Annotated in this window: 23 protein-coding genes and 1 pseudogene; 7 read left to right on the top strand and 17 right to left on the bottom strand. The window is 40.4% G+C overall.

What is annotated here, in order from left to right; genetic code table 11:
* Positions 1-19: 19 nt before the first annotated feature.
* The 14 genes from P20652_RS16480 to cutA all read right to left on the bottom strand — a co-directional run bounded on the left by P20652_RS16480 (position 20) and on the right by cutA (position 14,860).
* The gene (locus P20652_RS16480) at positions 20-1,333 is read right to left on the bottom strand and encodes an adenylosuccinate synthase (protein WP_008165435.1); all 1,314 of its coding nucleotides are present in this window, start codon (positions 1,331-1,333) and stop codon (positions 20-22) included.
* A gap of 214 nt (positions 1,334-1,547) precedes the next feature.
* A complete protein-coding gene (gene hflC, locus P20652_RS16485) occupies positions 1,548-2,426 on the bottom strand; it encodes a protease modulator HflC (protein ID WP_008165433.1) in 879 nt (292 codons plus the stop codon).
* A gap of 5 nt (positions 2,427-2,431) precedes the next feature.
* Positions 2,432-3,601, bottom strand: coding sequence for an FtsH protease activity modulator HflK (hflK, locus tag P20652_RS16490; protein WP_008165431.1), 1,170 nt, complete (start codon positions 3,599-3,601; stop codon positions 2,432-2,434).
* Between the two features lie 100 nt (positions 3,602-3,701).
* A complete protein-coding gene (gene hflX, locus P20652_RS16495) occupies positions 3,702-4,991 on the bottom strand; it encodes a ribosome rescue GTPase HflX (RefSeq protein ID WP_008165428.1) in 1,290 nt (429 codons plus the stop codon).
* Between the two features lie 16 nt (positions 4,992-5,007).
* Complete coding sequence (gene hfq / locus P20652_RS16500; RefSeq protein WP_008165426.1) at positions 5,008-5,271, bottom strand: RNA chaperone Hfq; 264 nt, start codon at positions 5,269-5,271, stop codon at positions 5,008-5,010.
* Positions 5,272-5,351: 80 nt separating this feature from the next.
* Positions 5,352-6,269 (bottom strand): tRNA (adenosine(37)-N6)-dimethylallyltransferase MiaA, encoded by a 918-nt coding sequence (gene miaA / locus P20652_RS16505; RefSeq protein ID WP_008165424.1) that lies wholly within the window; start codon positions 6,267-6,269, stop codon positions 5,352-5,354.
* Positions 6,270-6,279: 10 nt separating this feature from the next.
* Entirely contained in the window at positions 6,280-8,127 is a 1,848-nt protein-coding gene (gene mutL, locus P20652_RS16510; protein ID WP_008165422.1) for a DNA mismatch repair endonuclease MutL, read from the bottom strand.
* Positions 8,128-8,163: 36 nt separating this feature from the next.
* The gene (locus P20652_RS16515) at positions 8,164-9,507 is read right to left on the bottom strand and encodes an N-acetylmuramoyl-L-alanine amidase (protein ID WP_008165420.1); all 1,344 of its coding nucleotides are present in this window, start codon (positions 9,505-9,507) and stop codon (positions 8,164-8,166) included.
* Positions 9,508-9,564: 57 nt separating this feature from the next.
* Positions 9,565-10,029: a tRNA (adenosine(37)-N6)-threonylcarbamoyltransferase complex ATPase subunit type 1 TsaE gene (tsaE, locus tag P20652_RS16520; RefSeq protein WP_008165418.1), complete on the bottom strand. Its 465-nt coding sequence runs from the start codon at positions 10,027-10,029 to the stop codon at positions 9,565-9,567.
* Between the two features lie 123 nt (positions 10,030-10,152).
* Positions 10,153-11,493, bottom strand: a complete 1,341-nt coding sequence (gene accC, locus P20652_RS16525; protein WP_007375934.1) for an acetyl-CoA carboxylase biotin carboxylase subunit — start codon at positions 11,491-11,493, stop codon at positions 10,153-10,155.
* A 26-nt stretch (positions 11,494-11,519) separates the two neighbouring features.
* Positions 11,520-11,984 (bottom strand): acetyl-CoA carboxylase biotin carboxyl carrier protein, encoded by a 465-nt coding sequence (gene accB, locus P20652_RS16530; protein WP_008165416.1) that lies wholly within the window; start codon positions 11,982-11,984, stop codon positions 11,520-11,522.
* Between the two features lie 40 nt (positions 11,985-12,024).
* Complete coding sequence (gene aroQ / locus P20652_RS16535) at positions 12,025-12,477, bottom strand: type II 3-dehydroquinate dehydratase (protein WP_008165415.1); 453 nt, start codon at positions 12,475-12,477, stop codon at positions 12,025-12,027.
* A gap of 228 nt (positions 12,478-12,705) precedes the next feature.
* Positions 12,706-14,544: a protein-disulfide reductase DsbD gene (locus P20652_RS16540; protein WP_033016876.1), complete on the bottom strand. Its 1,839-nt coding sequence runs from the start codon at positions 14,542-14,544 to the stop codon at positions 12,706-12,708.
* On the bottom strand, positions 14,540-14,860 hold the full coding sequence (gene cutA / locus P20652_RS16545) for a divalent-cation tolerance protein CutA (RefSeq protein WP_008165411.1): 321 nt from the start codon (positions 14,858-14,860) through the stop codon (positions 14,540-14,542). The genes P20652_RS16540 and cutA overlap by 5 nt, the downstream gene beginning before the upstream one ends.
* Before the next feature lie 177 nt (positions 14,861-15,037).
* Between cutA and P20652_RS16550 the strand changes: the two genes are divergently transcribed.
* From P20652_RS16550 to P20652_RS20625, 7 genes and pseudogenes are all read left to right on the top strand, one after another.
* The gene (locus P20652_RS16550) at positions 15,038-15,514 is read left to right on the top strand and encodes an FxsA family protein (RefSeq protein ID WP_008165409.1); all 477 of its coding nucleotides are present in this window, start codon (positions 15,038-15,040) and stop codon (positions 15,512-15,514) included.
* A 109-nt stretch (positions 15,515-15,623) separates the two neighbouring features.
* A complete protein-coding gene (locus P20652_RS16555; protein ID WP_007580032.1) occupies positions 15,624-15,911 on the top strand; it encodes a co-chaperone GroES in 288 nt (95 codons plus the stop codon).
* Between the two features lie 48 nt (positions 15,912-15,959).
* Positions 15,960-17,606: a chaperonin GroEL gene (gene groL / locus P20652_RS16560; RefSeq protein WP_007580030.1), complete on the top strand. Its 1,647-nt coding sequence runs from the start codon at positions 15,960-15,962 to the stop codon at positions 17,604-17,606.
* A 492-nt stretch (positions 17,607-18,098) separates the two neighbouring features.
* Positions 18,099-18,980, top strand: a complete 882-nt coding sequence (locus P20652_RS16565) for a GyrI-like domain-containing protein (protein WP_008165407.1) — start codon at positions 18,099-18,101, stop codon at positions 18,978-18,980.
* A 102-nt stretch (positions 18,981-19,082) separates the two neighbouring features.
* Positions 19,083-20,108 carry a serine aminopeptidase domain-containing protein gene (locus tag P20652_RS16570; RefSeq protein ID WP_008165405.1) on the top strand — a complete coding sequence of 342 codons (1,026 nt, stop codon included), beginning with the start codon at positions 19,083-19,085 and terminating at the stop codon, positions 20,106-20,108.
* An 800-nt stretch (positions 20,109-20,908) separates the two neighbouring features.
* Positions 20,909-21,106 carry a hypothetical protein gene (locus P20652_RS17130; RefSeq protein WP_237707084.1) on the top strand — a complete coding sequence of 66 codons (198 nt, stop codon included), beginning with the start codon at positions 20,909-20,911 and terminating at the stop codon, positions 21,104-21,106.
* Positions 21,107-21,199: 93 nt separating this feature from the next.
* Positions 21,200-21,649 (top strand): annotated as a pseudogene (locus P20652_RS20625) (VOC family protein).
* On the opposite strand, the gene P20652_RS20350 reads toward P20652_RS20625, so the two are convergent.
* The 3 genes from P20652_RS20350 to P20652_RS17120 all read right to left on the bottom strand — a co-directional run.
* Positions 21,643-21,951: a hypothetical protein gene (locus tag P20652_RS20350; protein ID WP_033016871.1), complete on the bottom strand. Its 309-nt coding sequence runs from the start codon at positions 21,949-21,951 to the stop codon at positions 21,643-21,645. The pseudogene P20652_RS20625 and the gene P20652_RS20350 overlap by 7 nt on opposite strands.
* 155 nt (positions 21,952-22,106) lie before the next feature.
* The gene (locus P20652_RS16580) at positions 22,107-23,582 is read right to left on the bottom strand and encodes a bifunctional ADP-dependent NAD(P)H-hydrate dehydratase/NAD(P)H-hydrate epimerase (protein WP_008165399.1); all 1,476 of its coding nucleotides are present in this window, start codon (positions 23,580-23,582) and stop codon (positions 22,107-22,109) included.
* Between the two features lie 316 nt (positions 23,583-23,898).
* Positions 23,899-24,570 (bottom strand): EF-Tu/IF-2/RF-3 family GTPase (locus P20652_RS17120; RefSeq protein ID WP_033016860.1); only part of this gene is annotated, 672 nt, incomplete at its 5' end.

Genomic DNA, 24,570 nt, shown 5'->3' with positions numbered 1-24,570 from the left:
TTTTTTAATCTAATTGATATTACGCAAACGGATTGCGAAGTACCATAGTTTCTACACGATCTGGACCGGTAGAAATAATATCGATAGGAACACCCGTAATTTCTTCAATACGTTTAATGTAGTCAATCGCAGCTTTTGGTAAACCGTCAAGACTCGTTACACCAACTGTGTTCTCTGACCAACCTGGCATTTCTTCGTATACTGGCGTTACTTTATCGTAACCTTCAGCTGCTAATGGGGTTACGTTAGTAACCGTACCATCTTCAAGCTTGTAACCAATACAGATTTTAAGTGTTTCTAAGCCATCTAAAACATCAAGCTTAGTTAAACAAAAACCTGAAATACTGTTGATTTGAACTGCACGGCGCATAGCCACTGCATCCAACCAACCAGTACGACGAAGTCGACCTGTTGTAGCGCCAAATTCATGGCCTTTATCACCTAGGTGCTTACCCACTGGATCTTGTTTTTCAAGACCGTCGTAAAGCTCTGTAGGGAAAGGACCTGAACCAACACGTGTCGTGTACGCTTTAATAATACCTAAAACGTAATCAAGGTTTAATGGACCAAAGCCTGCACCAGTCGCAACGCCACCAGCTGTCGTATTTGAAGATGTTACATACGGGTAAGTACCGTGATCGATGTCAAGTAACGTACCTTGTGCACCCTCAAATAAAATGTTTTCGCCTGCTAAACGCGTTTCATCTAAAAGCTCAGTTACATCGACAACCATTGCTTTTAAGATATCAGCAACAGCCATTGCATCATCAAACGTTTTTTGGAAATCTACAGCATCTACTTTGTAGTAGTTAACTAAAGTGAAGTTATGGTACTCAAGCACTTCTTTTAATTTAGATGCAAATAATTCAGGATTAAACAAATCACCTACACGTAAACCACGGCGCGCCACCTTATCTTCGTACGCAGGACCAATACCACGACCTGTTGTACCAATTGGCTTATCGCCACGAGCAGTTTCGCGAGCTACATCCAATGCAACATGGAAAGGCAAGATTAGCGGACATGCTTCACTTATTAAAAGACGCTCGCGTACTGGTACGCCGCGCTCTTCAAGCATGCCAATTTCTCTCATTAGCGCTTCTGGTGATAAAACTACACCATTACCAATCACACATTTAACATTGTCACGTAATACACCCGATGGAATAAGGTGTAGAACCGTCTTTTCACCTTCGATAACTAAAGTATGACCCGCATTGTGGCCACCTTGATAACGAACTACTAAAGATGCTTTGTCTGTAAGGAGATCAACTACCTTACCCTTTCCTTCGTCACCCCATTGGGTGCCTAATACAACAACGTTTTTACCCATCGTAAATTCACTTAGAGAAAATTAGGACAAGATTTTACCAGAAAACTAAAGTAAAGATCACCCCTGTTCAGCTTATTTTTTCTGCGCGCAATTGTTATATCCAAATATCGGCTAATAACCACATAAATAACAGTGATTTAAAGTATTAGATTGTATTTAACAAAAAGCCCCGCAAATGCGAGGCTTTTTAACTTTTAAATAAATAATGTAAGGTCTATTGTGCTTTAGCACCTTTCATATATTGGAAGAAGTCGCTATCTGGTGAAAGCACCATAACGTCTTGCTTACCTTTAAACGTTTTTTTGTAAGCTTCAAGCGAACGCACAAAACTAAAGAACTCAGGATCTTTATTATACGCGTTAGCATAAATACCTGCCGCATCAGCATCACCTTGACCACGTACAGAGCGCGCATTACGTTCTGCATCGGCAAGCATTACTGTTACACGACGATCAACACCAGCGCGAATGGTTTCAGCTTTTTCCTGACCTTCAGAACGGTGCTCTTTTGCAACCGCAGTACGCTCAGCGCGCATACGTTGGTAAATAGAGCTACTTACTTCTTGTGGTAGGTTAATTTGCTTAACACGCACGTCTAGTACTTCAATACCAAGTTCACGTGCGCTTTCAGAAGCTTGTACTAACGCTTCTTCCATCAACTCGCTGCGCTCACCCGATACAATTTCGCGAATTGTGCGTGTACCAAAGTTTGTGCGAAGACCATTGTTTACTTTTTGCTTAAGTAGCGTTTCAGCATATTGCTTGTCGCCACGGGCACGTAAGTAAAAAGCACTAAAGTCGTTAACACGCCATTTTACAAACGAATCAACAATTAAATCTTTTTTCTCGCTGGTAACAAAACGATCGGGTGCACCATCTAGCGTTTGAATACGCGCATCAATACGACGTACTTGGCTAAAAAATGGCACTTTAAACTGTAGGCCTGGGCCATATACAATCGCTTTTTCGTCGCTATCCTTTTGTACTTTACTGAATAACATTACAATTGCTTTTTGCCCTTCTGGTACAACAAATACCGCTGAGAAAGACAAAACAATGGCAGCTAATAGTATTACTAAACTAAAGTTTTTCATTATGATTATCTCCCATCATTAAAGCGGTCGTTGTTAAAGCGGTCACTGCCACTGTTAACAGAGCTATTACGCGACGTATTTACTTTATTTCGTAAGTCTTGAATATCACTTGAACTTGGTAGTGCAACACGCGTTGCTGCCCCTTGCTTATCCATGATTTTATCAAGCGGTAAATAAAGCATGTTATTGCCACCTTTAACATCAACCAATATTTTAGAGCTACTCCCTAACACTTCTTCCATTGCATCAATGTATAAGCGCTCACGAGTAACTTCTTTAGCTGCTTGGTATTGAGGTAATAGCTTCTCAAAACGAGCGACTTCACCTTGTGCTTCAAGTGTAATACGCTCTTGGTAACCTTCAGCTTCTTGTGTCATACGCGTTACTTGGCCACGAGCACGCGGTTCAATTTCACGCGCATACGCTTCTGCTTCACGGATGAAACGTTCTTCATCTTCTTGTGCAGCAATCGCATCATCAAATGCATCTTTAACTTCAGTTGGCGGACGAGAATCTTTAAAGTTAACGTCAGTAACAATTAAACCTAAGTTATATGGCTCGATAATTTTATTAAGCTCATCCCACGTATTTTGACGAACAACCTCACGGCCATTCGTTAATACTTGGTCCATTTTTGAATGGCCCACAACATAACGTAGTGCACTATCTAGGGCTTCTTCTAAGCTACTATCAGCATTAGTTACACTAAATTGGTAAAGGTATGGGTCAATAACACGGTACTGCACCTGAAACTCAACGCTTACTACGTTTTCGTCTTCCGTTAGCATAAAACCAGAAGCTGATAATGAACGAACTGCTTCAATATTTACTGGAATTATTGTCTCGATAAAAGTCATTTTCCAACGCAAACCAGGATCAGCAATTCGGTCAAATTTACCAAATTGAAGAACCACACCACGCTCGGCTTCTTTAACCGTGTAAATACCACTTAACGCCCATACAATAACGGCGATAATAAGTATGAATGAAATACCGGCTCCGCCAAGTCCACCACCACTACCATTGCCGGATTTTTTTCCGCCAAATAAGCCGCCGAACTTGTTACTAAACTTGCGGAACACCTCGTCTAAATCAGGTGGGCCTTGATCACGTCCGCCTTTATTATTCCACGGCTCTTTGTCATTGCCATTATTACCCGGTTCATTCCAGGCCATAGCTATACTCCATTGTTATCTAAATAAATTAGGAAATTGTGTTAAATCTAACAAATCTACCGCGTTTCTCATACAAAAACCGACATTAAAACGTCAATTTTTAATTACGGTAGATAAAACCAGCAATTTCAGGACCAAATTCTTTAATTAAACGATTCCACTCAACCATTGGCATTCTGGTATCTAACAACCAATTACCTTGCTCATCAAATCGCTCTTCATGTACTGCATTTAAACTAAACAATGCAGCTCTTAGGCGACCATACAATGGTGTAAGAAATAATGTATCGTTAAACATTTTCTTAGCAAGCAGCTCGCTAATAGCCTCACTAAGTAATTCACAGCCCTCACCAGTGTGAGCGCTAAGCCATACTCTTATAGGCTGACCTTCATCATTTCGATCAATACGTGGACTTACGTTATCCAGTGCATCAATTTTATTATAAATTAATAACTGTGGCACTTCATCGGCTTCAATTTCTTTAAGAACCGATTGTACTTGTTCAATATTTTCTTGTAGGCGAGAATCAGCAGCGTCGATTACATGCAATTGTAAATCAGCTTCACGTGTCTCTGTTAATGTTGCTTTGAAGGCGGCAACCAAGTCATGTGGTAAATGACGAATAAAACCAACGGTGTCGGCTAAAATAACAGGGCCAATATCACCTAACTCAAGCTTGCGTAAAGTCGGGTCAAGCGTTGCAAACAACTGATCCGCTGCATATACATCAGAATGTGTTATTCGATTAAATAACGTAGATTTACCGGCATTAGTATAACCCACTAACGATACCGTAGGTATTTCGTTACGTGTACGAGCTCGCCTGCCTTGTTCACGTTGCACTGCAACTTTATCTAAGCGAGAACGAATATTTTGAATTCGAGCACGTAATAAGCGTCGATCTGTTTCTAGTTGAGTTTCACCTGGACCACGTAAACCTATTCCGCCTTTTTGGCGCTCAAGATGAGTCCAACCTCGAATTAATCGGGTAGACATATGACGTAATTGTGCCAATTCAACCTGCAGCTTACCTTCATGGGTACGCGCACGCTGGGCAAAAATATCAAGAATAAGTGTCGTTCTATCAAGCACACGACATTGAAAAACGCGCTCTAAATTACGTTCTTGTGACGGTCTGAGTTGATGGTTAAAAATAACGACATCTGCATTGTGGATTTTAACAATCTCAGCTATTTCTTCTGCTTTACCGGTACCGACAAATAGTTTTGGATGTGGTGCTTGACGGCTGCCTTGCACAACCGCCAAACTACTAACACCAGCAGAAGATACCAACATTTCTAATTCATGAAGATCTTCACGATCTCCTTCTTTAGGAAGGTCGATATGAACTAAAATTGCTTGCTCGCCGGATTCATAGCGGTCAAACAAATATTACGCTCCTAATTTAAGTATTTCCAACTTCTGGCTCTTCAGTGCTCTCATCACCTAAAACACCTTGGAAGTTGACTGCGCGAGCAGGAACAACGGTTGAAATTGCATGTTTGTACACCATTTGATTCACGGTGTTTTCAAGTAAAATAACAAATTGATCAAATGACTGAATTTTACCTTGTAATTTTATGCCATTAACCAAAAAGATTGATACTGGGATGCGCTCACGACGTAGTGCATTCAAAAATGGGTCTTGTAACGATTGGCCTTTTGCCATGTTATTATTCCTTCGTTCTAGGTGTTATTATAATTAAGTGGCTGAACCAATTTAACAAATTTAAATTTATCCAACTACTACTAGCTTAGCGAACTTACTACACGATGCAAGTTTTCTTCATCACCCGTTGTTAACCATGTAACATCAGGCCAACTTCTCAACCAAGTTAATTGACGTTTTGCCAATTGACGTGTAGCAGCGATGCCGCGAAAAACCATTTCAGCATGGTCAATCTCACCCGCAAGGTAATCCCACATTTGTCTATAACCTACACAACGAATAGAAGGCATATTGGGGTGTAAATCCTTACGTAGATATAGGGTCGAAACTTCATTTTCAAACCCCTGTTCTATCATTATTTTAAACCTTTCTTCAATTCGCGCATGCAATTCGCTGCGTTCTTGCGGGGCAATCGCAAATTGATGAAAAGTATAAGGTAAAGCTGGCTGCTTTTGCTTTTGCAACTCAGTCATGGTCTTACCAGTTAGTCGATAAACCTCTAACGCACGATTAATTCTTTGTGAATCATTCTCACTCATTTTTTGAGCTGCTTGAGGATCAATTTTTACTAGTTCTTGGTACAAATGCGGCCAACCGTATTGATTAGCTTGCTCTTCAAGATCAGCCCTTATTACTGGATCAGCCTCAGGTAGCGGCGATAACCCATCAAGAAGTGCTTTAAAGTACAACATTGTACCTCCAACCAGCACAGGTACTTTACCTTGTTCATGAAATTCATCAATTTTTTTTATTGCATCACGTCTAAAATCGGCAACTGAATACGTTTCACTTGGGTCAAGTAAATCAATTAAGTGATGCGGAGCGCAAGCAAGCTCTTCTGCGTTCGGTTTAGCTGTGCCAATATCCATATCTTTATACACTAACGCTGAATCGACGCTGATTACTTCAGTATTTAAATACTCACACAACGAAATAGCCAAGGCAGTTTTGCCCGCAGCGGTTGGACCCATTAAAAATATGACTGGTAAATTACTCAACACGAATACCCTAATCTAATTGCGTTAAATAGTGGTTTAGCTCTATTTTAACTGCTTTTTCTTGTAAACGTTTAATTGTTTGCGGATTATTTTGCAAGCGCGTTTGTTGTGCTAAAAATGTATTACTTGAATAAAAACGCATAGGGACGCATTTCATCTGCCACGCTAACCAAGTCTCTATATTTTCTAGCCCTGCATTACATGCATTAAGTAACTCACCTAACGCAACACTTACATCTAATAAATATAAACACGCTGGCAATTTTTTAACCATGACAAACTGTTTTTCTATTACGAGTTCAAAACCAAGTAAAGTAAACCACGATTGCTGAGCTTCTATACGTAAGCAATCTTCTTTTTCTAAGTTTACTCTTACGGGCAGCAAAAGGGCTTTCCCTTCTAAACTTCCGGACTCTTTAATTTGATTATGCCAATCATCTACCAATGCATATTTGAAATGTGAGCAATACAATTGCTGCTCAACACTAAATACACACGCACCTTCATTAACACTGATGATTGAAACAGTCTTTAAAACATTATGCGCAGACTCTAACTGGTGTTGTGCTACGGGTATGTTTGCTACATTATCAAAATGCGCAGCGTGTTGCTCACTCACACCTTGATAAAACGCATTAACATCATGGTGATTACTACTTGGTGTAGTACGGTATCCCCCACTCACTCCTGTACCTCTAGTGCCTGATGACGAACCACCAGCACTTCCAGAGTAAGAGGGCTGTAATTGCGATTTAGGGTAATCAAATACCCCATCAGCCTCTGTATTAGTGGCGCTACTATGCGTTGCCCCCACAAACGGAGATATGGATCCAGCCTCTTCGCTTACTGGTTCGTTAGCAAACTCGCCTTGCAGTGGTACAACTACTTGCTTAATAGCTTGCAATATAAAGTCATGAATCAAGCGCCCTTGATGAAAGCGCACCTCATGTTTGGCTGGGTGAACATTTACATCAACTTGTCGTGGGTCAATATCAATATAAATAACAAAGCCTGGTAGCTCTTGTGTACCACTTACTTCTTCAAATGCCTGGCGTATAGCATGCAAAATAAGTTTATCGCGCATCATACGATTATTCACATAAGTATACTGAGTCGTATTAGCTGAGCCTACCGGTAGCACCCACCCATGCAGCTGTAAGCCTCCTTCTCCTGATTGGATATGCAAGCCTTGCTCGGCAAAGGCCTTACCAGCGACTTGCGCAACACGTGAAATAGCCTGAGAGGGATCTGTTTTTGCACGGTATTGCCTGACTACTTTTTCGTTATGAGTTAGCGTAATCGATACATCAAAGCGACTAAGCGCAATACGCTTTATCAACTCATCAATATGGCTAAATTCAGTTTTTTCCGTACGTAAAAACTTACGACGAGCCGGGGTGTTAAAAAATAAATCTTTTACTTCAATAGTTGTACCATCAGGGTGAGCAACCGGCTTTACCTGCACGGCCATATCGCGACCTTCTGCAAATGCTTGCCAAGCAGCTTCTTGATCTTTTGGTTTTGAGCTCAGCGTTAAACGCGATACAGAGCTAATTGACGCAAGCGCTTCTCCCCTAAAACCAAGTGAACAAATATTTTCAAGGTCATCAAGAGATTTTAATTTACTCGTTGCGTGACGAGAAAGTGCGAGCGTTAGCTCATCTTTGCTTATACCTGAACCGTTATCACGTATACGAATAAGCTTGTGACCGCCACGCTCTATATCTATCTGAATACGTGTAGCGCCAGCGTCTAAACTGTTTTCGACTAGCTCTTTTACTACCGACGCTGGGCGCTCAACCACTTCGCCTGCGGCAATTTGGTTAGCTAAACGCGCGGGTAATATTTCAATACTCATGAGATTTCCTAGCAAACATTGCGCTGATAATAATGACTAACTTTGCGGTATATCGAGCTCTTGCCCAATAAATAAAGTATTAGAGCTGAGTTTGTTAACTTGCTTTAACTTACTGACTGTAATGCCATAGCGACTCGCCAGCATACTTAAAGATTCGCCTGGACGAACCTTATGCTTGGTCGGATATTGTGATTTTAATTTAGCAAATAAAGAATCATCCGGTGGATTTTTTAAATAATAATTTTTAATTGAAGTAAATATTGCTTTAGCTAAGCGCTCTTGGTGATTAGCACTTTTAAGCAGTTTTTCTTCTCGCGGATTAGATATAAATCCTGTTTCTACCAAAATAGACGGGATATCTGGTGATTTAAGTACTGCAAGACTGGCGTGTTGGGGATCTTTTTTATGAAGTTTTGCAACCTTACGTAGCTCTTTAACTACTTCATCGGCTACGCTTAAGCCGGTTTTCATTGAGTGATCCATCGACATATCAAGCAGTGCTTGCGCTAGATACTTTTCGTTAGCTGCATCTTTCATCACATCCGCGGCGCCACCTAAAAGCTCTGAGTGCTTTTCTTTATCTTCTATCCATTTACCTATTTCTGAATTAGCGCGTCTTAACGACAACACCCAAACAGAGGCACCATTTGGTCCCGGGCTCGTAAATGCATCAGCATGAATAGAGACAAAAAAATCGGCCTTTTTTTCACGAGCACGGTTGGTACGCGTATTAAGTTTAACAAAATAGTCACCGCTTCGTACCATGCGCGAAATCATCCCTCGTTCGCCATCAATCATGCGCTCTAGACGTTTTGCAATCTGCAGTGTGACTGTTTTTTCGTACGTACCTGATGGCCCAATTGAACCTGGATCTTCACCGCCATGACCCGCATCAATTGCAATAACAATATCGCGTTCTTGGCTTAATTGGCGGTTTTTAGCCGCTGTTTGTGCTGGTGATACGGTTGCTGTGCTTTGGCTTTTATTATATAAATCAACAACCAATCTATTTTTATACGGACCTGTTGGAGCAAGTGCAAAAACGACAGGTTTTATAGGTTGACTTAATTCAAATACTAAGCGAACGCTTTGCTTATTTTTAGGTTTAGAGTAACGTAGCTTACTTATAATTTGATGTTTTGACGGCACAACTGGCAGTGTTTTTAAATCGCTAGTATTTTCTAAATCAACCACCAACCGACTGGGATTTTTAAGCATGAAATAGCTAAAGTCTGGCTTGTCATCTAAATCAAATACCACTCTCGTACTATCTGGAGATGGCCAAACGCGTACACTATTAATCGTATTTTTCGCCAATAAAGGCAAACTCGCAGTAATAACCATAAGATAAATTAAATATTTAATTACAATACGACTCATTGAACAATCACTGCCTTAACTGTTTTTATTATATTAAGCTAAAAATTTTTATTAGATTTAGCTATTTAGTTTCTCGACAATTGCTTCACCGCGCTCACTAGCACTATTAATAACAATTTTACGTTCGTTGCCCACATAGCTTAGAGTAATATCTAAATCGGGCACAGGAATAAATTCACCGCCTTTTTCTGGCCACTCAACGACGCAAATAGCCTCTGCTGAAAAATAATCGCGTATTCCCATAAATTCGAGTTCTTCTGGGTCACCTAAACGATACAAGTCAAAGTGATATACATTTGCACGTTCAAGCTCATACGGTTCTACTAATGTATATGTAGGGCTTTTAACTTTACCTGTATGACCAAAACCTTGTACTACACCACGTGTAAACGTTGTTTTACCAGCACCTAAATCACCATGTAAATAAATCACCGCACCTTGCTTTATGATTGCTGCAACTTGATTTCCCATAGCGACTGTGGCTACTTCATCATTTAAGTGTGATTCAAAACTACGCGTCATTGCTACCTCAAAAATTTACTTACAAGCGTATGATTGCTAATCATACCAGAATATTTGTTTAAGGCGATAAATTGCAATTTTGGATATAAAAAAACCGGCCTAAGCCGGTTTCTGATTCTAGAATTATAATCCTAATTTCTTCTCAAGGTAGTGGATGTTAGTGCCACCATTTTGGAAGTTTTCATCTGCAAGAATTCTCTTATGCAAAGGAGTATTAGTTTTAATCCCGTCAATTACTAGCTCGTTAAGTGCATTGCGCGCGCGGGCAATAGCTACGTCACGGTTTTCACCGTAAGTAATTAATTTACCAATCATTGAATCGTAATGTGGAGGAACCGTGTAGTCAGCGTAAATATGGCTGTCCCAACGAATACCTAAACCACCTGCTGGATGGAAACGTGTAATTTTACCCGGTGACGGGATAAACGTTTCAGGATCTTCAGCATTAATACGACACTCAATAGCGTGACCACGAATAACAACGTCGTCTTGAGTGAATGATAACGGCTGACCCGCTGCAATTTTTAACTGCTCTTTCACTAAATCGATACCAGTAACCATTTCAGTTACAGGATGTTCAACCTGAATACGTGTATTCATTTCGATGAAGTAAAACTCGCCGTTTTCGTATAAAAACTCAAACGTACCTGCACCGCGGTAACCGATTTCGATACATGCACGTGTACAGCGCTCACCAATGAATTTACGCGTTTCAGCAGTAATACCTGGCGCTGGTGCTTCTTCAACTACTTTTTGGTGACGACGTTGCATAGAACAATCACGCTCACCTAAATGTACTGCATTACCTTGGCCGTCTGCTAATACTTGAACTTCGATGTGGCGTGGGTTTTCAAGGAATTTTTCCATGTAAACCATACTATTACCAAAAAACTGCTTAGCTTCTTGCTGTGTTAATGCAATTGAATCAATAAGTTCAGCTTCGCTGCGAACAACACGCATACCACGACCACCACCGCCACCAGCAGCTTTGATGATTACTGGGTAACCGATACGCTTAGCGATTTGCATGTTGCGTTCTTTATCATCTGATACTGGACCGTCAGAGCCAGGAACACATGGAACGCCGGCTTTACGCATTGCTGCGATAGCAGACACTTTATCACCCATAAGGCGAATAGTGTCGCCACGAGGACCGATAAATACAAAACCACTTTGCTCAACTTGGTCGGCAAAATCAGCATTTTCTGCAAGGAAACCGTAACCAGGATGAATCGCTACAGCGTCAGTTATTTCAGCCGCAGCAATAATGCGCGGAATATCTAAATAACTTTCAGTTGCTGATGGTCTACCAATACAGATGGTTTCATCTGCAAGCAATACATGCTTAAGATCGCGATCTGCCGTTGAATGCACAGCAACCGTTTTGATCCCAAGCTCTTTGCAGGCGCGCAATATACGAAGTGCAATTTCACCTCGGTTTGCAATGACTACTTTATCTAACATTAGAGTTGGCCTTTTAGGTTACGCTATTATTCAATGATGAATAGAGGTTGATCAAATTCTATTGGCTCGCCATTTTCAGCTAAAATAGCTCTTACTGTACCGGCTTTATCTGATTCAATTTGGTTCATCATTTTCATAGCTTCGATAATACAAAGTGTATCGCCAACTTTAACTTGCTGACCCACTTCTACATATGCAGGCGCCTCTGGAGAAGCTGCTGAGTAAAAAGAACCAACCATTGGTGATAAAACTTGATGACCGGTAGGCTCAGCTGGTGCTGCTGCTTCAACGGCTACAGGAGCCGCTGCTACGGGTGCTGCTGGCGCTGGTGCTGGTGCATATTGCTGTGGAGCAAATTGCGGGTAACCTGGGCCTGCACTCATGTTGTTACGGTTAATACGTACTGATTCTTCACCTTCAGTGATTTCTAGCTCAGCAATACCTGATTCTTCTACTAATTCGATAAGCTTTTTTATCTTGCGAATATCCATTACACGACCCGCCTGTTAGTTGTTTGTGTGTTAATTTAAATTAAATTGCGTTTTGCAACCGGCTCACAGCGCCATTTAATGCTGCGTGATAACCCATTGCGCCTAATCCACATATTACGCCTTGTGCCACATCAGAAAAATACGAATGATGACGAAAGGCTTCACGTGCGTGCACATTACTTAAGTGCACCTCAAAAAACGGAATATCAACACTCAACAGTGCATCACGTAATGCGACGCTAGTATGCGTAAATGCAGCTGGGTTGATAATTATGTAATCAACTGCTTGCCAAGCATCGTGAATTCGTTCGATGAGGGCTTGCTCACTATTACTTTGAAAATGCGTTAACTCAACATCTAGACTATTAGCAGAACTGGTTAGCTCCTCCATAATCTCACTCAGCGTCTGAAAACCGTATTTATCCGGTTCACGTTTGCCAAGCATGTTTAAATTTGGACCATTTATAACTAAAAGGTTAAATTTTGCAGCCATAATACGCGATATATCCTATAAGTAATGAGTTAAGCGGTTACTAACTAGTTTTTCACTTTTAAGTAAGCAGAAAAAGTAATGTAGCAACAATTTCTCACGTTAACCAACTATTATAGTGATTTCGACGTAAATAGCAGCAAAATACTGGTCTTATCAGTGACGTGGGTACAAACATAAGAAGAATTAAGAAGGTGCCACTTAGTTAATTCAAGTGGCACTATTGCACTATTATTGTGCGCTGGCGCGCACTGCAGCAAGGTGTTTAGCAAAATCCTCAGCATTTAAAAAGCCCGTTACGCGCTGCGTACTAAGCTCTTGCCCTTGCGTATTAAAAAACAAAATACTCGGTAAACCAAACACAGTGTACTCTTCCATTAGCTCAATTGTTTTATTATCACTTTCAGTTAAATCAACTTGGATAAGCTGATAATGGCTAAACTCACTTTGCACTTTGGCATCTGGAAAGGTGTAATGTTCAAACTCTTTACACGCCACACACCAGTCGGCATATAAATCGACCATAACCATTCGACCTTCATTATTCGCTTGTGCAACAGCCTCTTTAAGCTCTGCTAGGTTAGCAACGTGTTTAAACTCATTACTTTGCGAGCTTACCTGTACTGTTTGTACTTGTACCGGCCAAAAGAAGTTTTTAGTTAACGTAAAGCCTGTAATAACTAATAGAGTTGCAGCAAACCATAATGCAGTTTTTAACTTGCTTTGTGTTTGGCTACTTTGCCAATGATGTAAGTACAGTGCTGTTGCTAATGCAAGTACACCTGCCATTAATAATATAATGTCGGCGCTTACTAGTCGCTCAAGTAATATAAGCGGCACAACAAGCATTACAAAGCCAAACAAGGTTTTAACTTGCTCCATCCAACCACCCGCTTTAGGCAGCAATTTACCGCCAGAGGTACCGAGTAATAACAATGGTAATCCCATACCTAAACTGAGCACGTACAGTGTTAAACCTCCTACTAGGTAATCACCACTTTGCGCCACAAATAAGAGCGCCGCCGACAGTGGCGCCGTAGTACAAGGTGAGGCAATTAATCCTGAAAGTACACCCATTAAAAATACGCCAACGTAGTTGCCGCCTTTTTGGTTGTTACTTACTTGGGTTAGCTTGCTCATCATACTGCTTGGCAGTTTAATTTCGTACCAACCAAACATTGACATAGCCAATAATACAAACAATAAACTAAAGCTGATTAACACAAAAGGATGCTGTAAATACCCCTGCACTTGCCCACCAAGCGCCGCAACAACTAAGCCAAGCGCTGCATAGGTAACTGCCATACCTTGTATATATACAAACGACAACGCAAACGCTTTTTTAGTTGAAAGGTTTTGCTGACCCGCAATTAAGCTCGACAAAATAGGAAACATGGGGAATACGCAGGGTGTAAAAGCAAGGCCAACACCCACTACAAAAAATATGAGTAAATTAGTTATTAAGCTCTGACTTGCTAATTGCTCAGTAAAAGTAAGCTCTTTTTCGGTATCATCCGAATTTGTTGTAGGTTCAGCTACTGGATCGTTGAGTGCTGCAAATGTACTTTGCGCTGTTGCCGCTTCATCTGTAGTGCTATTTTTATCTGCATTTTTAATTTTTGCGCCACTAATTACACTAAGTGGAATGCTAATCACTTCTGGTGGATAACAAAGACCTGCTTTTGCACAGCCTTGGTAACGAACTTTAACCACGGCGCCTTCGGTTACATTACTTAGCTTACTAACAACGCTGGCGGTATTAAAAAAGACTTCCGTTTTACCAAAAAATTCATCTTCAATAATTTCGCCACTGCCAGAGTCACCAACTTCTATAGTGGCATCTTTAGCAATAATTTCTATTTTCTTTTTATATAAATAATAATCTGGCGCTATATCCCAACCTACAAACAAAGTATTGCCTTGCTGGTCAAAATCAAATACAAACGCTTGCTCTACAGGCAAAAAAGTATGTTGAGGAGGCCCAAGTAGATCACCAAGCACATTATTGGTCGCAGCCTTTGCAGGCACAACTAATAAAGTTACCAACAATAAAAAGAAAAACGCATTAATTTAATACCTCATCCATCCAATTAAAATAGGCTAAGTTTCCGGTTGCAACATCAATAACTTGTATCTCAGGCACTTCGTAACTATGCATTGCTTTTATAGTTAAAAACACATCGTTCATCTTGTCTGATTTCGTTTTTATAAGTAATTTAGCTTCTATTGCTTCAGCTACTTCACCTTCCCACATATAAATAGATCCCACATTAGGTAAAATATTAACGCAAGCAGCGAGTTTTTTCTCTACCAACGCCCTTGCAAGTGTGCGTGCTTCTGCTTCGTCTTTGCAGGTCGTAAAAATCATTTTAAAATGCGTAGTCATTATGAACCTTACTTATTGGACAGTGTCTAGCTTCATAGTATCTGATAGAGGGTGCAATGTGTAGACGCTAAAATAACAGTAAAATAACTATAGCGATGCCCTAACCTTGAAAAGAGACCCAGCCACCCTCATTTATATTTCATCAACTCTTTTGAGTGTCATTATTTAGAGAGCGCTATGTTTAGATTTTTATTTGTGTTGTTTATCATCATCCCTATTATCGAAATCGCCTTGCTGATCCAAGTAAGCGATGTGATCGGCGGATTTGCAACTATCGCACTTGTTGTGATTACTGCGATTTTAGGTGCCAAAATGGTTAAAACACAAGGTATGGGTGCGCTGCAAAACGTACAGGCACAAATGGCGCAAGGGCAAATGCCAGCCAAAGAATTATTTACCGGAATATGCGTTGTAATTGCAGGTGTATTACTCCTTACTCCTGGCATTATGACCGACGTTTTTGGGTTACTATTATTAACTCCTGCAATTCGTAACAAACTGGCCGCAGGCCTTGCTAGCCAAGCAATTGTTAGAATGAGCGCAGGTAGGCAACAAGGGCCATCGCCTTTTGCCCAGCAACCGCACTCACAACGTGAGCAACAGCAAATGGACCAACCAACAACTATTGATGGTGAATATGAGCGAAAAGATTAAAAATTTATCGTTTTTTCTCTTGGAATTTTTTACTCTACCCCCATTAATGAATGCAAATTAGAAAGCTTTTTTCTGTAATGTACAGAAACTGTTAGGAGAACTAAAAAACATGAACATTCGTCCTTTACAAGATCGCGTAATCGTTAAACGTCTAGAAGAAGAAACAAAATCTGCTGGCGGTATCGTATTAACTGGCTCTGCAGCTGAAAAATCAACTCGCGGTGAAGTTGTTGCCGTTGGTAATGGTCGCGTTTTAGAAAACGGTGACGTGAGAGCGTTAGAAGTTAAAGCCGGTGACACTGTATTATTTGGCTCATATGTTGAAAAAGTTGAAAAGATCGAAGGTCAAGAGTACCTGATCATGCGTGAAGATAATATTTTAGGCATTGTAGGCTAAACCTACTTTTCGTTTATAAACATTTAAGAATTTAGAGGAATTTAAAACATGGCAGCAAAAGAAGTACTTTTTGCAGGTGACGCACGCGCTAAAATGCTAACTGGCGTAAACATCCTGGCAAACGCAGTAAAAGTTACATTAGGTCCTAAAGGCCGTAACGTTGTACTTGATAAATCATTTGGCTCACCAGTTATCACTAAAGATGGTGTATCTGTAGCAAAAGAAATCGAACTTGAAGACAAGTTTGAGAACATGGGCGCACAAATGGTTAAAGAAGTTGCATCTAAAGCAAATGATGCAGCCGGCGATGGTACAACTACCGCTACAGTACTTGCACAGTCTATTGTTAATGAAGGCCTTAAAGCTGTTGCAGCAGGCATGAACCCAATGGATCTTAAGCGCGGCATCGACAAAGCAGTTATTGCTGCTGTTGCAGAGCTTAAAGCGTTATCTGTTCCTTGTTCTGATACTAAAGCAATTGCACAAGTAGGTACTATTTCAGCTAACTCTGATAAAGAGATTGGCGATATCATTGCTCAAGCAATGGAAAAAGTAGGCCGTAACAGTGGTGTTATTACTGTAGAAGAAGGTCAATCACTTGAAAACGAACTAGATGTTGTTGAAGGCATGCAGTTTGACCGTGGTTACTTATCTCCTTACTTTATCAACAGCCCAGAAAAAGGCACTGTTGAACTAGATAACCCATTTATTCTACTTGTAGATAAAAAAATATCTAACATCCGCGAATTATTACCAACATTAGAAGCGGTTGCTAAAGCAAGCAAACCACTACTAATCATCGCAGAAGACCTTGAAGGCGAAGCACTAGCTACATTAGTAGTTAATAACATGCGCGGTATTGTTAAAGTGTCAGCTGTTAAAGCACCTGGTTTTGGCGACCGCCGTAAAGCAATGCTACAAGATATCGCTGTATTAACTGGCGGTACTGTAATTTCTGAAGAAATCGGCTTAGAGCTTGAAAAAGCAACAGTTGAAGACCTAGGTACAGCTAAGCGCGTAATTATCACTAAAGATGATACAACAATCATTGATGGTGCTGGTGAAGAAGCGGGTATTAGCGGTCGTGTTTCACAAATTAAAGCACAAATCGAAGAAGCAACATCAGACTACGATAAAGAGAAACTACAAGAGCGCATGGCTAAATTAGCTGGCGGTGTTGCAGTAATCAAAGTAGGTGCTGCTACTGAAATGGAAATGAAAGAGAAAAAAGACCGCGTTGAAGATGCATTAAATGCAACTCGTGCAGCGGTTGAAGAAGGCGTAGTACCTGGTGGCGGTGTTGCACTTGTACGTGCAGCTAGCAAGCTGGTTGATTTAGTTGGCGACAACGAAGATCAAAACCACGGTATTAAAGTTGCACTTCGTGCGATGGAAGCGCCACTTCGTCAAATCGTAACTAACGCTGGCGAAGAAGCATCTGTTGTAATTAACGCAGTTAAAGGCGGCGACGGTAACTTTGGTTACAACGCAGCAACTGGCGAATACAACGATATGATTGAAATGGGTATCCTAGATCCAACTAAAGTAACACGCTCTGCATTACAGTTTGCAGGGTCTATTGCGGGTCTAATGATCACTACTGAAGCAATGGTAGCTGAAATCCCAAAAGATGAAGCTGGTGGCGCTGATATGGGTGGCATGGGCGGAATGGGTGGCATGGGCGGCATGATGTAATAGATTTTTAATCTATAATTGAAGCTCTAACCATTTAAGGAATGCCCGAATAGAAATATTCGGGCTTTTTTATTAGCTGCTTATCAATATCTAATAACACTTTTTTATCTCTTAATTGATACATTAGCCGACGTTCCTCAACAGAAAAAAATATGCGCTATTTAACTATAAATTTTGCCAATTAGTCTAATAGATTGACTGGTAAAAATGCCACCGCAGCGATCGTTGGTATGACAATAATCGAACGTGAACCAATCGCATAAAGAGAACGAGGGTATTTTTACGAAAGATCTATTTCTACTGTTTTTGACTTTTCACTATTTAACGTAGTTCAATAGAATAGACTTTAAAACGATTTTTAAAGTAATGAATTATAAACAAAAGTGACATCCCCATGAACGAGTAGGTAACCAACAGGTTACTCTTGAAGCTGAAGCTTATGAGTGTGATACTTATTGGTAATTAGAGAAAGATGATAATAAGAAAAATAGCATGGTAGATAAGTACAGTCTGATAGTTAATAGGGTTGCGCAGTATGTTTATGAACATTTTGATGAGCCGTTGACTATCTCCGACTTATCAGACAAATTTACCATCTCAAAGTATCACATAAACCGTCTATTTTTCGCCCATACAGGAATGAACATCGGTGAGTTTATTCAACGTCGCCGTCTGGAGTATGCCTTCAACCTTTTGGCCGACCAAGATCATTCTTACTCAGTATTAGAAGTGGCCGTTCACGTCGGTTATGAATCGCATGCCGCTTTTAGCCGAGCCTTTCATCGACTATTTGATATCGAGCCGAAACAAGTAAAACACAATAAAACACCGCACTTTTCGTTAGCAAAATTGATTAAACAGCCCAAACGACATGATATAGAAGGGAAGTTACTCACCTTGCCCGAAAAAACTATCATGGGTTTGTACGGACAGGGATTTGAAAATCAGTCTTATTTTGCAATTGCTCAACAGCTCTATCAAGAAGTCGCACAGGAACTAAACCTCACTGACGGTTTTGATTTTGAATATCACCAATTAATTGGGGTATCAATCGACAACCCATGGCGTATCGAACAGTCACAAAGCCGGTTTTTTGCAGGAATTTCAGAACCTGAAGAGACAAATTTTACGGATAAAAAAAGTGAAAAATTAGTTCCTTATGTTATGCCTGAAGGTTTGTGGGTACGTTTTGAACATAAAGGCCCCTATCACACTATGTGGCAAACAATATTAAATATTTATGCAAGCTGGTTCAGCAAACACGATTATCAATTAAGAGATTCAGCGTTAGTACAACATTATGTAAATGACGTAACACTGACGCCACCTCAAGATTTAATCACTCACATTTACGTTGCTTTGTTAGAGCGTTAGGCAATTTGATGATTAAAAAGGAAATTTCGCACTTTCTGCACAGCAAGTGTTTAGTGGATAGGTAAAATCCACTTATCGTCAAAGTTAAGGAGTAGTTATAAAATGATAAAAACAAATAAATCGCTTACGTCACTATGTAAATTAATGTTTTTCGGGTTTCTCGCAATTGTTGTGAGCCTTGGAGCGATGGCAAATGTTCAGCCACCTTCGCACGAAAACGCACAACCCAAAATCACAAAAATACTCATAGATATTCAAAACAAAGTGGCTCAGCGTCCAATTAAGTTAGATCTTTGGTACAAAGGTGGCCAGCAATCAAAAGGCAACAATCAGATAAAAAACATTGTTATTTTGTCCCACGGCGCTATGGGCTCAGCACTTGATTATAGCTGGATAGCGTATCCGTTGGCAGCAAGTGGTTGGACGGTAATTGGAATGAATCATTTTGGAGAATCATGGCGGTACGGGCAAAACAACATTGACCCGTCAACGGTTACACGTTTTTGGCAACGCACTGAAGATATTTCATATGTTATCGACTCGTTTGATAAAGTTTTACCATCTTTTAATAAAGATCAAGACCTTAATATCGTGGTTATCGGACATTCTTCTGGCGGACAAACGGCCGCTGCTCTTGCAGGAGTCAGTATGAATTTCCAACAAATGGATAAGTATTGTGGCTCTGACAAGTCCAAAGGTGATTTGGGGTGTACGTATGCCAAAAAAGGGCTAAGTCAAACACAATTGCCAAAAAATAAAAAGGCATTGTTCGGCCAAGATAAACGGATCTCTCGCATCATCATGTTGGATCCCGCATTAGGTCCAGCGGCAACGATTGATAGTCTTAAAAACGCTACCACACCAGCTCTGATTGTGGGTTCCAAGAATAACGACTTTCTTCATTTTGAGCACCATGCAAAGTATTACGCCTCGTATATGCCAAAGGCAGAACTTGTAACATTGGATCAAAATGAAGGTCACTTTGTTTACTTAGGTGAATGTGAACATCAACATAAAGCGAGAGGGATATCTTTGTGTAAAGACCGAGAAGGCGTTAACCGAAAACAAGTTCACCGTATGCTTTTAGGACATATTTTTAAATTTATACACAAACATCCCAACAGTTAATCTGCTCTCCATAATTAGTCGAATTATAATATTGGGGGTGGACTGGAACTGACTCCCTTGTTGTCTCATTGTATGTATACATGTCCAAAAAATATTAATTCTTAATAGAAACAACAATCGAATCTGATATTCAAGTTAAGCAAGTTATGTAAACTACCCCTCATAAATTACTTGTGTTGCAGGTTATAATTCTACTAGCAAATGGTATCTCTTTTTGCTAAACAGCTTATCAGCTTTGTTAACTTGAACGGACGTATGATAACAGATCTATTAGGAAATCGTCTAAGGCTTAATGACCAAAAATCACAGCTAAAAGTCGTCCTTTGAGAAGGCTTTTAGTATCTGAAGCGGTTTTTAGGTGGCTATGCAGACAATGAGTCTTACAATTTTATACACTGTGTTGGAATAATGATGAAACAGGATGAAATGTTTAATAAGCATCTTATTTCATCAAGTGTTAACTGTTTAACTAAGTTCCTTAATTGGTAGGGGTATAAAACCGGGTATCCCTCTTTATGGATTTTATTTTTTAATTAATTATCAGTTGTTTATTATATGTGTGGGCAGCATGATGTAATAAACATCACCGTTTAAGCACCTCGCTTATATAAAAACCCAGCTTCGGCTGGGTTTTTGCTTTTTAGTAGAAAAACCATTGATATTGCTCAATTTACACCCATAACTTAGTTACGTATAACTCAGATTTATATTAAATGGATTTATTAAGTAATAACACAATATTCACCTTCTTTATTTTTGTTGCCCTTGTGGCTGGGTTATTATCATTCGTAGTTTGGGTTATGCTGAAAATGGTCACGTGGGGTAAAAGCATGTCTAAGGGGGCTTATTTGTTTTTAGCATTCTTTCCGCTTATTTCATTGATGCCTATTCCGCCACCTACCTACGAAAATGTTCAAAAAGCTAAACAAGAGCAGCGTAAACGTAAAGGAGACTCAGGCGATCCACTCGACGATGATGAAGACGAACTCGCAAGTTAATTCACACTACATACTGCGAGCATATACCCTACTTGATCGCTTACTAAATATAATAAAAATCACATTTATTTAATAGTACGGAGTAAACCAAACATGGCTAACGTTCAACAGCATATAAGCAACATTGCATTAGTTGTTAAGGACTACGGCGATGCCATTGAGTTTTAGACTCAAAAGCTCAACTTTGAGTTAGTAGAGGATACTAACTTAGGTGATGGTAAACGCTGGGTATTAATTTAACCTCCAAATTCAAACGGGGCTAGTTCAAACGGGACTAGTTCAAATGGGGCTAATTCGAGCAGGACTAATTTACTGCTTGCTAAAGCCACAACGCCCGAACAAATTAGCGCTATTGGTAATCAAGCGGGTGATCGTGTGTTTTTATTTTTGCATACCAATGACTTTTGGTGAGATTATAATTTAATGCTTTCTAAAGGCGTTACATTTAACGAAGAGCCTAGAGTAGAACCCTATGGCACCGTAGTGGTTTTTGAAGACCTATATGGTACAAAATGGGATTTATTACAGCTTAATAATCAGTGAGATAAAATACTGTTAAATATAAAAGCAAAATTTTTATTAAGCGCAGGAGTTATTGCATCTGCAGCGGCTGTATGGCATTTACTTTGTATTTGGGGTGGCACTAATTGGTTTATATTTGCTCGCGCTCCAATACAAATAATAGAATCATCACAGCAAGGTACATTCCTTGCGCCTTTAGGTAGTATTGCAATAGCTGGACTTATGTTTGCCTGTACTATATTTGCCTTATCAGCAATTGGCCTAGTGCGTAACATAGTACTTACTAGAACCGCTTTAATTGCTATTGCAACCTTGTGTATCATACGAAGCTCAATAATTATCCCTGCATTAATACGAGTCGATACGTGGAATATTATAGCGAGCAGTGTTTGGCTTTATGTAGGTGTGTGCTTTTTAGTGGGTGCAGTAACGTTCCACAATTTAAAGCCGAACACTAATAGTTGAGTGACGCTTAAACTCACGTCACTTTATTTACTAACTCCCTTACAATTGGGAATAGATCACTGGGTAGCGTGCCCTTTTGCCCATTTCGCTCACTTGCGATATCACCGGCTTTAGCGTGCAGGGTTACACCATAGCGTGCTGCTTCATCAATAGTTAAACCTTGAGCAAGTAAGGCACCAATAATACCAGTGAGTACATCGCCACTGCCGCCAACGGCCAATGCCGGGTTGCCATCTTCACACACCCACGTGTGCTGGGCATTATCTATTAATGTTCCAGCGCCTTTTAATACACAAGTCGCGTTATAGCGCTTGGCGCAAAGGCGGGCATAATTAAAACGGTCTGATTCTATGTCGCTGGTGCTAACACTTAGCAGTCGAGAGGCTTCGCCTGGGTGTGGCGTAAGTACGCATTGCTCTAACGTGTATGATGAAGCTTGCTTAGCGAGTAAATTAAGGGCATCTGCATCTATAACTAATGGCATTTTATTGTTTTGGCAATATTGCATTACTTCATCGAATACTTGTTGTGCCCACTCGTCTTGCCCAAGCCCTGGGCCAATAACAACGCAGCTTGCCCACTCAAGCGCTTGATGTAAGTGATTACTGCTTACCATCAATTCTGGTCTGCCAATACTAATAGGCGTTATTGAGCTTTCGTGTGTATACACTCTAACCATGCCAGCACCCGCTCTAAGAGCGGCTTCACTACTTAACCTAATTGCACCTGCAGTACCTTGGTTACCACCAACACATAAAAGTTTACCGTGGCTTCCTTTGTGACTATTGATTGCCCGCGTGGCTATTCCTTTAAAGCTATTGATATTAACAAGGGTTCCTGATGATTGAGCAATACAAGTAAACGCATCGCCAATTGCTAAGTCATCAAATACTAACTTACCGCTATATTGTTTACCTGCCGTCGTTGTGAGCCCTTGCTTAATACCCACAAAAGTAACGGTTGAAGTCGCTTGTACTGCACATCCTAAAGGCTGCCCTGTATTAGCCTCAATACCTGATGGAATATCAATGCTTATTACAGGCTTATCACTGTTATTTACAGCTTTAATTATGCCCGCAAAGTTATCACGCACTGTGTTTTTAAGCCCAGTACCAAGGAGCGCATCAATAACGATATCGCACTCATTAAGGGCATCTTTTGTAAAATAAGAAACGACTCCACCTGCTTCAATCCATAACTGCTGCGCTTTTGCTGCATCACCGGTTAGTGCTTTATTAGGGTCAACTGCGCATACACTCACTTTTTTTCCTAATTGCTTTATAAGCCTCGCAGCAATATAACCATCTCCAGCATTGTTTCCATGGCCTACAATCACCAAGGTATGCTCTGCGTTAAATAACTGCCATTGCTCCAATACAGCTTCGCCTGCGCGCTCCATGAGGGTAAATAAATCACAATCGCTATTTTTAGCTGCAAGCGCTTCATTATCTCTCACCTGCTCTGCACTAAATAGGGTTTGGTTAAGCATATATGCTCCTGTTAGCTGGCTTTGATTTTACTTTATCAAGACTCAAACCTATCGGCTAGATTAGTAATTAATTTTTATATGTTATGAGAACTGTTGGGAGGTAAATATTTAGGTGAAAAGTTATTTTAGGCATTAAAAACCCAAGATTAAACTCTGTTCTTAATAATTAGCTAGGTTAGCTAGATTAGTAATTACTCTACGATAGTTACTTTAGGCCAAAGGTAGGAACACCGCTTTTATATGACACTTTATTTTAGACATTAAAAAACCCGAGACTAAGCTCGGGCTTTTTGGTAATAATTAGCTAGGCTAATAATTACGCTACGATAGTTGCTACAACACCAGCACCTACAGTACGACCACCTTCACGGATAGCAAAACGAAGACCTTCATCCATCGCGATTGGCGCGATTAGAGTTACTGTCATCTTGATGTTATCACCAGGCATTACCATTTCTACGCCATCTGGTAACTGTACGTCACCAGTTACGTCAGTTGTACGGAAGTAGAACTGTGGACGGTAACCTTTGAAGAATGGAGTATGACGACCACCTTCATCTTTCGAAAGTACGTATACTTCTGAAGTGAATGTAGTATGTGGGTTAATTGAACCAGGCTTAGCTAGTACTTGACCACGTTCAACGTCTTCACGTTTAGTACCACGTAGAAGTGCGCCGATGTTTTCGCCAGCACGACCTTCGTCTAGAAGCTTACGGAACATTTCAACACCAGTACAAGTAGAACGAGTTGTATCATTGATACCAACAATTTCTACTTCGTCATTGATGCGGATGATACCAGCTTCAACACGACCAGTTACAACTGTACCACGACCCTGGATTGAGAAAACGTCTTCGATAGGCATGATGAATGGCTTATCGATGTCACGCTCTGGCTCTGGGATGTAAGTATCAAGTGCGTTTGCAAGCTCAACAATCTTATCTTCCCACTCTTTCTCGCCTTCTAACGCTTTAAGCGCAGAACCAGC

It is taken from the genome of Pseudoalteromonas sp. BSi20652 (assembly GCF_000239855.1).
Lineage (GTDB): Bacteria > Pseudomonadota > Gammaproteobacteria > Enterobacterales > Alteromonadaceae > Pseudoalteromonas.
Note: the sequence above shows the minus strand (reverse complement) of the source record. Positions and strands in the feature narration are given on the sequence as shown.

What these genes read in the sequence shown, in the direction of transcription:
- P20652_RS16480 (WP_008165435.1), bottom strand. Translation starts at nt 1,333, where the DNA reads ATGGGTAAAAACGTTGTTGTATTAGGCACCCAATGGGGTGACGAAGGA.
- hflC (WP_008165433.1), bottom strand. Translation starts at nt 2,426, where the DNA reads ATGAAAAACTTTAGTTTAGTAATACTATTAGCTGCCATTGTTTTGTCT.
- hflK (WP_008165431.1), bottom strand. Translation starts at nt 3,601, where the DNA reads ATGGCCTGGAATGAACCGGGTAATAATGGCAATGACAAAGAGCCGTGG.
- hfq (WP_008165426.1), bottom strand. Translation starts at nt 5,271, where the DNA reads ATGGCAAAAGGCCAATCGTTACAAGACCCATTTTTGAATGCACTACGT.
- mutL (WP_008165422.1), bottom strand. Translation starts at nt 8,127, where the DNA reads ATGAGTATTGAAATATTACCCGCGCGTTTAGCTAACCAAATTGCCGCA.
- P20652_RS16515 (WP_008165420.1), bottom strand. Translation starts at nt 9,507, where the DNA reads ATGAGTCGTATTGTAATTAAATATTTAATTTATCTTATGGTTATTACT.
- tsaE (WP_008165418.1), bottom strand. Translation starts at nt 10,029, where the DNA reads ATGACGCGTAGTTTTGAATCACACTTAAATGATGAAGTAGCCACAGTC.
- accC (WP_007375934.1), bottom strand. Translation starts at nt 11,493, where the DNA reads ATGTTAGATAAAGTAGTCATTGCAAACCGAGGTGAAATTGCACTTCGT.
- accB (WP_008165416.1), bottom strand. Translation starts at nt 11,984, where the DNA reads ATGGATATTCGCAAGATAAAAAAGCTTATCGAATTAGTAGAAGAATCA.
- aroQ (WP_008165415.1), bottom strand. Translation starts at nt 12,477, where the DNA reads ATGGCTGCAAAATTTAACCTTTTAGTTATAAATGGTCCAAATTTAAAC.
- cutA (WP_008165411.1), bottom strand. Translation starts at nt 14,860, where the DNA reads ATGACTACGCATTTTAAAATGATTTTTACGACCTGCAAAGACGAAGCA.
- P20652_RS16550 (WP_008165409.1), top strand. Translation starts at nt 15,038, where the DNA reads ATGTTTAGATTTTTATTTGTGTTGTTTATCATCATCCCTATTATCGAA.
- P20652_RS16555 (WP_007580032.1), top strand. Translation starts at nt 15,624, where the DNA reads ATGAACATTCGTCCTTTACAAGATCGCGTAATCGTTAAACGTCTAGAA.
- groL (WP_007580030.1), top strand. Translation starts at nt 15,960, where the DNA reads ATGGCAGCAAAAGAAGTACTTTTTGCAGGTGACGCACGCGCTAAAATG.
- P20652_RS16565 (WP_008165407.1), top strand. Translation starts at nt 18,099, where the DNA reads ATGGTAGATAAGTACAGTCTGATAGTTAATAGGGTTGCGCAGTATGTT.
- P20652_RS16570 (WP_008165405.1), top strand. Translation starts at nt 19,083, where the DNA reads ATGATAAAAACAAATAAATCGCTTACGTCACTATGTAAATTAATGTTT.
- P20652_RS17130 (WP_237707084.1), top strand. Translation starts at nt 20,909, where the DNA reads ATGCTGAAAATGGTCACGTGGGGTAAAAGCATGTCTAAGGGGGCTTAT.
- P20652_RS20350 (WP_033016871.1), bottom strand. Translation starts at nt 21,951, where the DNA reads ATGATACACAAGGTTGCAATAGCAATTAAAGCGGTTCTAGTAAGTACT.
- P20652_RS16580 (WP_008165399.1), bottom strand. Translation starts at nt 23,582, where the DNA reads ATGCTTAACCAAACCCTATTTAGTGCAGAGCAGGTGAGAGATAATGAA.